The following is an 8,896-nucleotide window of genomic DNA, read 5'->3' as shown; positions in this document are numbered from 1 at the left end:
GCGGCACCCTCGGCGGGCAAGGCGACCGCGGGTGCCGCGGCACCGGGTGCAGCGATCCCGGGTGTGACGGCACCGGGCGCAGCCGTCACCGAAGCAGCGGCACCGGGCGCAGCCGTCACCGAAGCGGCCTCGGGAACGGGGGCGGGCTCGGCGCCGGTCGCAGATCCGAGCCCGGCGGAGGCCGACGCGGGCGGCCAGGGCTCTCCGCCCGGAACGCGCGGCAGGCCTCGACGAAGACGCGACGGCCCGGATGCGGCCGTCGCGGGAGCCGGCGCGGCGACAGAGGAGGCCGCGGAGCTCGTGCTCGGCTCGGCCGGCGGGGTCGTCTCGGCGCTGGTCTCGATCACGGGCGATGCGGCCGCGACGCCGACACCGCTCGCGCCTTCCTCCGCGGCCGCGGAACCGACAGCGGCCCCGGACTGCGCCTGCGAGGCGGAGAGGGCCACCGACGCCTCATCCGCACCGACGGAGGCCGCATCCGCGACCTCGACGGACACGTCGGCCGGCGGCCACGGCTCGCCACCGGGCACACGCGGCAGACCGCGTCGCAGCATCCGCGTGGCCATGACTACTTCTTCCGCGCCTCGAGCGCGGCGATCACCTGCGGCACGATCGTGAACACGTCGCCGACGATGCCGAAGTCCGCGACGTCGAAGATCGGCGCCTCCGGGTCTTTGTTGATCGCCACGATGTTCTTCGACGTCTGCATGCCTGCCCGGTGCTGGATCGCGCCGGAGATGCCGAGCGCGACGTACAGCTGCGGCGACACCGAGACACCCGTCTGCCCGACCTGGTGCGACTGGGGGATGTAGCCCGCGTCGACGGCCGCGCGCGAGGCGCCGACCGCCGCACCGAGCGCGTCGGCGAGCTCCTCGACGAGCACGAACTTCTCCTTCGACGCCAGACCGCGCCCGCCGGAGACGACACGGGTCGCCCCGCGCAGCTCGGGCCGGGTCGACGTGGCCTCGACGGCTTCGACCGGACCGGCGGTCGCCGCGACCGCACCCGACGGGGCGACCGTCAGCTGCTCGACCTGCGGGGAGGTGACGGCCTCGGCCCGCGCGTCGACCGCGCCCTGCCGCACCGTGACCACGAGCGTGCCGTAGGTCGCGGCCGCATCGACGAGGTAGGCCCCGCCGTAGACCGAGTGGTGGGCCACGACACCCTCATCGTCGCGGGAGACCCCCACGGCGTCGGCGGCGAGCGCACCGGGGAGGCGCACCGCGAGGCGACCGGCGACGTCGCGTCCGGAGATCGAGTTCGACACGAGCACCGCATCGGGCTGCACCTGCGCGACCGCGGCCTGCAGGGCGTCGACGAGCGGCACGGTGAGCGCGGTCGCATCGCCCTCGGCGGTCAGCACGACGGCGGCACCGGCGGCCGCGGCCTGATCCACGGCCTCCTTCCCGCCGCCCACGACGAGGGCTACGGGGGTGCCGATGCCGGACGCAGCCCCCAACAGAGCGGCGGTGCTGCTGGCGGCGTTGCCCGACGGGTCGAGGTCGACCAGGACGAGGATCGGGTTCTCGGGGTACGCCATGTCACACCAGCCTGTTCTGCACGAGGAAGTCGACGAGCTTGTCGGCGGCATCGCCCTCGTCGGTGATCTTGACGCCCGCGGCGCGCGGCGGCTTCTCCGCGACCGCGGTCATGATGGTGCGGGGCGCCGCGGCGGGGTCGGCCGACACGTCGAGGTCGGCGAGGGTCACCACCTCCAGCGGCTTCTTCTTCGCCGCCATGATGCCCTTGAAGTTCGGGAACCGGGCGTCGGGAAGCGCCTCGGTGATCGAGATGACTGCGGGCAGCGGTGCCGTGACCTGCTGCCCGCCGAAGTCCGCACCCCGGGTGCCCGAGACGCCGTCCGCCGTGATCTCCACGGACGTGAGCGCGGTGGCCTGCGCCCAGCCCAGGTGCTCGGCGAGCATGGCGGGGATCACACCGCCAGAGCCGTCGGTCGAGAGGTTGCCCGTGATGACGAGGTCGGGGGCGCCACGACGGATGGCCGCGGCGAGGACCTCCGCGGTGAGCCCCAGGTCGGCACCGGCGAGCTGCTCGTCCGCGATGTGGATGGCCGAACCGGCACCGATCGCGAGCGCGCGGCGCACGGACGCGGTTGACCCCTCGGGTGCCATGGCGACGGCGACGACCTCGGTGCCCTCGTTCTTGTCGGCGTAGCTCAGGGCCACTTCGAGGGCCCGCTCCGTGATCTCGTCGAGCACGACGTCTCCGGCCGCACGATCCGCGAGCCCCGTCTCGAGATCCAGCTTGCGATCGCCATAGGTGTCCGGCACCTCTTTGACCAGGACGAAGATCTTCATCGAATGCTCCTCACGACACGGCGAGTCTATCGGCATGGCGGTCTATGTAGCCAAAAACCGAGGAAACCCCCGGCTGCGGCCCGCGAATCCGCGGTGAATGTATACATAACCGACAGCCACGCCCTGCGCGACCGCGTCCGAGGCAACCCGCGACGCGCCGGTACCGTAGAGACGTGGTCCGCCCTCGCCCTCTCCCCGTCGATCCGCTCGCCGAAGCCAAGCGGCAGTGGGTCGCGCACGGCTGGACCGACGCGGCCGACGGCATGACGGTCGTCACCTCGGTCATGCGCGCGCAGCAGCTGCTGCTCGCCCGGGTCGACGCGGCCCTCAAGCCCTTCGCGCTGAGCTTCGCGCGGTACGAGGTGCTGCGGCTGCTCGCGTTCAGCCGCACCGGGCGGCTTCCGCTGTCGAGCGTGGTCGCGCGCCTCCAGGTGCATGCGACCACGGTCACCAGCACCGCCGAGCGCCTGGTCCGCGACGGCCTCGTCGTGCGCGAGCCGCACCCGCACGACGGCCGGGCCGCGATGCTCGCACTGACCGCGGAGGGACGCGACCTGGTCGAGCGTGCCACCGCCGCGCTCAACGCCGACGTGTTCGCCGACCCCGGCCTGAGCCACGACGACGCCGCCGAACTGGTCGCGATCGTCGCCCGCATGCGCCGCGACGCCGGGGACTTCATCGACCCCCGCCCGCTCCCCGAGCCCCTCTGATGCCCCGGTTCGTGATCGAGACGGTCGTCGCCGCGCCCCCGCAGGAGGTGTTCGACGCCGCGCTCGACCCGGCCCTGCACCTCGCGTCGATGGCCCGCTACGGCGAGACGATGATCGAAGAACCCGCGGGTGGCCGCTTCTCCGAGGGGTCGACGGTGACCTGGCGCGCGCGGCACTTCGGGATCCCCTTCCGGCTGCGCTCCGTGGTCTTCGACATCGAGGCGCCGTCCCGGTTCACCGACCGCCAGCTCCGCGGGCCGTTCGGCGACCTCCGGCACGAGCACGTCTTCGAACCGCATCCGCGCGGCACCCTCATGCGCGACACCATCGCGTTCCACTCGCCCCTCGGGCCGCTCGGCCGCCTCGTCGACGCCCTGGTGCTCGGCCGCTACATGGAACGGCTCATCCGCGAGCGCAACGACGCCCTGGTCGCTGCGATCGAGGGGCGGCGGGCGTAACCTCTGGGCATGAGCGAACTGCGCCTGCACACCGTCCTCACCGGTCGCGGTCCCGCCGCGGCGATTCAGCTCACCGACGAGCAGGTCGCCTCGTTCGGGGCCGGCAAGAGCTTCCCCGTCGCCGTCACCATCGGCGGCCGCACCGCGCGACTGCGGCTGGCCCGCATGGGCGGCGAGAACCTCATCGGCTTCAGCAAGGCGGTTCGCGCCGACCTCGGGGTGGAGATCGACCAGGAGGTCGACGCCGTGATCCGCCTCGACACCGCCGAGCGCACCGTCGACGTGCCGCCCGCGCTGGCCGAGGCGCTCGACGGCGACCCCGCCCTGCGGGCGGCCTTCGACGCCCTCTCCCCCAGCGCCCGCAAGGAGCACGCGCGCGCGGTCGCCGACGCCAAGCAGCCGGCGACGCGCGACCGCCGGATCGCGAAGATCCTCGACGGTCTCCGCGGCTGACCGTTCACAGCCCTCAGGACCCCGGGCGAACCGGCGCCACACCGCGCGGCGCGCGCAGCAGTCCCGCGTCTTGAGGAGCCGTGAACCGGGGTCAGTGGTTCTGGAAGTCGGGCTGGCGCTTCTCGCGGAACGCGGCCATGCCCTCCTTCTGGTCGGCCGTGTCGAACAGCGCCGCGAACGCCTCCTTCTCGTGAGCGAGGCCCTCCGCGAGCGTGGTCTCCATGGCCGCATCGAGGGCGGCCTTGGCGGCGTACACCGACGGCAGCGACTTCGCCGCGATACCGTCCGCGAGCGCGGTCGCCTCGGCCAGCAGCTCCGCCGCGGGCACGACGCGCGACACCAGTCCCGCCCGCTCGGCCTCCTCCGCGCCGAGGAAGCGGCCGGACAGCACGAGCTCGGCCGCCTTGTAGTAGCCGACCGCGCGGATGAGCCGCTGCGTGCCGCCCATGCCCGGGATGACGCCGAGGTTGATCTCGGGCTGGCCGAACTGCGCGGTGTCGGCCGCGAGGATGATGTCGCACATCATCGCCAGCTCGCACCCCCCGCCGAGCGCGAAGCCCGACACCGCGGCGATGACCGGGGTGCGCACGGCCGCGAAATCCCGCCACGCCCCGAAGTGATCCGTCTCGCGCATCTGCGCCGCCGACATCCCCTCCATCTCCTTGATGTCGGCTCCGGCGGCGAACGCCTTTTCCGAACCCGTGACGACGATCGCGCCGATGCCGTCGTCGGCGTCGAAGGCGAGCGCGGCGGCCGTGACCTCCTCGGCGACGGTGCTGTTCAGCGCGTTGAGGGCCTGCGGGCGGTTCAGGGTGATCCATCCGACCCGTCCGCGCTGCTCCACCAGGATGGTCTCGTACTCGGTCATCTGTCTCCCTCTCCGTCGTGGTTCTGCTTCAGTATCGCCCGTCGCGTCGGTCGCCCGTCGTCGGCGCTCCCGCGCGGGAACCGGTCGTCCGGTCTCCGGCGCTCCGCGCTCCGCAACGGGGGTGCTACACGCGGTCGTCGCGGATGTCGGTGATGATGCCGGAGAAGTCGCGCGTGGCCCCGTCGCCCGCGGCGTACGCGGCGTAGAGCTGCTGCGCGAGCCGGCCCATCTTCGCGTCGGTGGAGGTCTGCTCGATCGCCTGCAGCGCGAGCCCGAGGTCCTTCGCCATGAGCGCCCCCGCGAAGCCGGGCTGATAGTCGCGGTTGGCGGGGCTCGTAGGCACCGGACCGGGCACGGGGCAGTTCGTCGTGATCGACCAGCACTGCCCCGACGCCTGCGACACCACGTCGAACAGCGCCTGGTGCTCGAGCCCCAGCCGCTCGCCGAGCACGAACGCCTCCGCCACGGCGATCTGCGACACCGCGAGCACCATGTTGTTGCAGACCTTCGCCGCCTGGCCGAGACCCGAGCCACCGCAGTGCACGATCCGCTTGCCCATGACCTCCAGCAGCGGCAGTGCCGCCGCGTAGTCCTCGTCCGAGCCGCCCACCATGAACGCCAGCGTCCCGGCCTCGGCGCCCACGACCCCGCCGGACACCGGGGCGTCGATGTTGCGGTGACCGGCGGCGAGCGCGAGCGCGTGCGCGGCGCGGGCCTCGTCGACCGCGATCGTGGACGACTCGATGAACAGGGTGCCGGGGCCCGCCGCCGCCAGCAGCTCGGTGCGATACGCCTCGATCACGTGCTTCCCGGCGGGGAACATCGTGATCACGACCTCCGCGTCGGTCACGGCCTCCGCGCCGCTGGCCGCCACCGGGATCCCGGCCGCCCGCGCCGCCTCCACGGCCGCGGGCACGAGGTCGAAGCCGTGCACCTCGTGTCCCGCCGCGACGAGGTTCTTCGCCATCGGCAGGCCCATGTGGCCGAGGCCGAGGAAGGCCACGCGGGTCATGAGGCGCTCCGCATCGACGCCGACCCCGCCGGCCGCAGCATCTCCCGGCCGACGATGAGTCGCATGATCTCGTTGGTGCCCTCGAGGATCTGGTGCACGCGCAGGTCGCGCACGATCTTCTCGATGCCGTAGTCCTGCAGGTAGCCGTAGCCGCCGTGCAGCTGCAGCGCGCGGTTGGCGACGTCGAAGCCGGCGTCGGTGGCGAACCGCTTCGCCATGGCGCAGCGCATCGTGGCGTCCGGCGCCTTCGCGTCCACCGCCTCCGCACCGTCGCGCACCATGAGCCGCGCGGCCTGGAGGTCGGTGCGCATGTCGGCGATCGCGAACAGGATCGACTGCTTCTCGGCCAGCGGCTCCCCGAACGCCACCCGCTCGTGCACGTACTGCACGGCGCGGTCGAGGGCCGCCTGGGCTCCGCCGAGCGAGCAGGCGGCGATGTTGAGGCGCCCGCCGTTGAGCGCCGACATCGCGATCGCGAACCCGCGACCCTCGTCGCCGAGCATCGCGGCTGCGGGCACCCGCACGCCGTCGAGGATCACCTGCCGGGTGGGCTGCGCGTGCCAGCCCATCTTCTTCTCCGGGGCGCCGAAGCTCAGCCCCTCGGTGTCGCCCGGCACGAGGAAGGCGCTGATGCCGCGCGCTCCCGGCTCGCCCGTCCGCGCCATCACGACGTACACGGCCGCCTCGCCCGCCCCCGAGATGAACTGCTTGACGCCGGTGAGCAGGTAGTCGTCGCCGTCGCGCACGGCGCTGGTCGCCACGTTGGCGGCGTCGGATCCGACCCCCGGCTCGGTGAGGCAGTAGCCGCCGAACTCCCGCATGGCCGTGAGCTGCGGCAGCCAGGCGGCACGCTGGGTGTCGTCGCCGTAGGTGTCGATCATCCACACCACCATGTTGTGGATGGAGATGTAGGCGGCGACCGCGGGGTCGGCCTTGGCGAGCTCCTCGAAGATCGCGACGGTGTCGACGCGGGACAGGCCGGTGCCGCCGTACTCCTCGCTCACGTAGATGCCGCCGAGCCCGAGCTCGCCGCCGCGGTTCAGCGACTCCCGCGGGAACAGGTGCTTCTCGTCGCGCTCGGCGGCCTGCGGGGCGAGCTCGGTCTCGGCGAACTCGCGGACGGCGTCGAGGATGGCCTCGCGCTCCTCGGCGGTGGTGGTGACGCTGGTCATGGTCATGTCGGTTCCTCGGGCGTTCAGTGCATGGTGGGGATGACGAAGCTGGCGCCGTCGCGGATGCCGCTGGGCCAGCGACTCGTCACCGTCTTGGTCTTCGTGTAGAAGCGGAAGGCATCGGCGCCGTGCTGGTTGAGGTCGCCGAAGCCGCTGCGCTTCCAGCCGCCGAAGGTGTAGTACGCGATGGGCACCGGGATCGGCACGTTCACCCCGACCATGCCGACCTCCACACGGGCGGCGAAGTCGCGGGCCGCGTCGCCGTCGCGCGTGAAGATCGCGACGCCGTTGCCGTACTCGTGCTCCGACGCCATCCGCAGCGCCTCCTCGTAGTCCGCGGCCCTCGCGATCACGAGCACGGGGCCGAAGATCTCCTCGCGGTAGATCGCCATGTCGGTCGTCACGTGGTCGAACAGCGTCGGCCCGAGGTAGAACCCCTCCTCGTGCCCTGGCACCGTGAAGCCGCGGCCGTCGGCGAGGAGCGTCGCCCCCTCGTCCACGCCCTGCTGGATGTAGCCGGTGACGCGGTCCACGGCGTCGCGCGAGACCAGCGGGCCGTAGTCGACGTCGGCCGCGAGCGAGGGCCCGACCCGCAGCTGGGCGACCCGCTCGACGAGCTTGGCCGCGAGCGCGTCCGCCGTCTCCTCCCCCACGGGCACCGCGACCGAGATCGCCATGCAGCGCTCGCCCGCCGAACCGTAGCCCGCGCCGATCAGCGCGTCCACCGCCTGGTCGAGGTCGGCGTCGGGCATCACGATCATGTGGTTCTTGGCGCCGCCGAAGCACTGCGCCCGTTTGCCGTGCGCGGCCGCGGTGGCGTAGATGTACTCGGCGATGGGCGTCGAGCCCACGAAGCCGACCGCGCGGATCCGGTCGTCGCTCAGCAGCGTGTCGACCGCCTCCTTGTCGCCGTGCACCACGTTGAGCACGCCCGCCGGGAGCCCGGCTTCGAGGAACAGCTCCGCCAGCCGGACGGGCACCGAAGGATCGCGCTCGCTGGGCTTGAGCACCACGGCGTTGCCGGCGGCGAGCGCGGGCCCGGCCTTCCACAGCGGGATCATGGCCGGGAAGTTGAAGGGGGTGATGGCGGCGACGACACCCAGGGGCTGTCGCATCGAGTACACGTCGATGCCCGCGCCCGCGCCGGTGGAGTACTCCCCCTTGAGCAGGTGGGGCGCTCCGGCGGAGAACTCGATCACCTCGAGGCCGCGCTGGATGTCGCCCTTCGCGTCGTCGACGGTCTTGCCGTGCTCGCTCGCCAGCAGTTCGGCGAGCGACTGCATCTCACGCTGCGCCAGGTCGAGGAACCGCAGCAGCACCCGCGCGCGCTTCTGCGGATTGGTCGCGGCCCAGGCGGCCTGCGCCTCCTCGGCTGTGGCGATCACGCGGCGCACCTCCTCGGCGGAGGCGAGCGGCACGCGCGCCTGCACCGCGCCGGTGCTCGGATCGAAGACGTCGGCGAAGCGTCCGTCGTCGGGGGTGAGAAGCGTTCCGCCCACGAAGTGCGGGATCGTACGGGTCATTGTGTGACATCCCTCCGTGCCGTCGTTGGCACATCGCGAGTTTACTCCGGCGTCCGTGAAAATACGAGGATGTCCTTGTATCTCCGGGCACGGCCGGTCCCCACCCCGAGCGGCGCCGTTCGCACCCCGTTCACCCGCGCGTCACCTCGGCCGATTACAACTGCAGGTGCACGGACAGTGACTCAGACCGGATCGGGTAATCGCGTCCTCCGTGCGCACGGTGAGCGCTCTCGCTCCCGTCGCGGCCCCCAACGCCGCGTGACCCCCGCCGAATCGGGTCGGCGGGGGTCTTCTCCGTGCGGACGCCGCCGCGCTCCGGCGAAATAGAATCGTGCTGGCGCCGCGACCCTGGCGCCCCCACCCTACCCGGCGTCCGCACCCC

Annotated in this window: 9 protein-coding genes and 1 pseudogene; 3 read left to right on the top strand and 7 right to left on the bottom strand. The window is 72.5% G+C overall.

Translation table 11 applies throughout. The features are described 5' to 3' along the window. The 3 genes and pseudogenes from ACWGQ1_RS18370 to ACWGQ1_RS18360 form a co-directional block, all read right to left on the bottom strand. Positions 1-566: pseudogene (locus ACWGQ1_RS18370) on the bottom strand (hypothetical protein); the annotation flags it as partial. Between the two features lie 2 nt (positions 567-568). Further along, complete coding sequence (locus ACWGQ1_RS18365; RefSeq protein WP_136045043.1) at positions 569-1,540, bottom strand: electron transfer flavoprotein subunit alpha/FixB family protein; 972 nt, start codon at positions 1,538-1,540, stop codon at positions 569-571. A 1-nt stretch (position 1,541) separates the two neighbouring features. Next, positions 1,542-2,318 (bottom strand): electron transfer flavoprotein subunit beta/FixA family protein, encoded by a 777-nt coding sequence (locus tag ACWGQ1_RS18360; protein WP_136029550.1) that lies wholly within the window; start codon positions 2,316-2,318, stop codon positions 1,542-1,544. A gap of 173 nt (positions 2,319-2,491) precedes the next feature. Between ACWGQ1_RS18360 and ACWGQ1_RS18355 the strand changes: the two genes are divergently transcribed. The 3 genes from ACWGQ1_RS18355 to ACWGQ1_RS18345 are packed head-to-tail and all read left to right on the top strand — an operon-like array spanning position 2,492 to position 3,939. Further along, a complete protein-coding gene (locus ACWGQ1_RS18355) occupies positions 2,492-3,028 on the top strand; it encodes a MarR family winged helix-turn-helix transcriptional regulator (RefSeq protein WP_136029549.1) in 537 nt (178 codons plus the stop codon). Further along, entirely contained in the window at positions 3,028-3,486 is a 459-nt protein-coding gene (locus tag ACWGQ1_RS18350) for an SRPBCC family protein (RefSeq protein ID WP_136029547.1), read from the top strand. The genes ACWGQ1_RS18355 and ACWGQ1_RS18350 overlap by 1 nt, the downstream gene beginning before the upstream one ends. A 9-nt stretch (positions 3,487-3,495) precedes the next feature. Continuing rightward, positions 3,496-3,939: a YdeI/OmpD-associated family protein gene (locus tag ACWGQ1_RS18345; protein WP_136045044.1), complete on the top strand. Its 444-nt coding sequence runs from the start codon at positions 3,496-3,498 to the stop codon at positions 3,937-3,939. A 91-nt stretch (positions 3,940-4,030) separates the two neighbouring features. On the opposite strand, the gene ACWGQ1_RS18340 is transcribed toward ACWGQ1_RS18345, so the two are convergent. From ACWGQ1_RS18340 to ACWGQ1_RS18325, 4 genes are all read right to left on the bottom strand, one after another. Continuing rightward, complete coding sequence (locus ACWGQ1_RS18340) at positions 4,031-4,807, bottom strand: enoyl-CoA hydratase-related protein (protein ID WP_136045045.1); 777 nt, start codon at positions 4,805-4,807, stop codon at positions 4,031-4,033. 124 nt (positions 4,808-4,931) lie between these two features. Next, positions 4,932-5,819 (bottom strand): 3-hydroxyisobutyrate dehydrogenase, encoded by an 888-nt coding sequence (mmsB, locus tag ACWGQ1_RS18335; RefSeq protein ID WP_452313522.1) that lies wholly within the window; start codon positions 5,817-5,819, stop codon positions 4,932-4,934. Further along, complete coding sequence (locus ACWGQ1_RS18330; protein ID WP_452313521.1) at positions 5,816-6,997, bottom strand: acyl-CoA dehydrogenase family protein; 1,182 nt, start codon at positions 6,995-6,997, stop codon at positions 5,816-5,818. Before ACWGQ1_RS18330 ends, mmsB begins: the two co-directional genes overlap by 4 nt. A gap of 17 nt (positions 6,998-7,014) precedes the next feature. Then, positions 7,015-8,514, bottom strand: coding sequence for a CoA-acylating methylmalonate-semialdehyde dehydrogenase (locus ACWGQ1_RS18325; protein ID WP_136029537.1), 1,500 nt, complete (start codon positions 8,512-8,514; stop codon positions 7,015-7,017). Between the last annotated feature and the right edge of the window lie 382 nt (positions 8,515-8,896).

This window comes from Microbacterium sp. NPDC055599 (assembly GCF_053618975.1).
The sequence above is the reverse complement of the archived record's forward strand: the minus strand, read 5'-3'. Positions and strand labels throughout refer to the sequence as shown.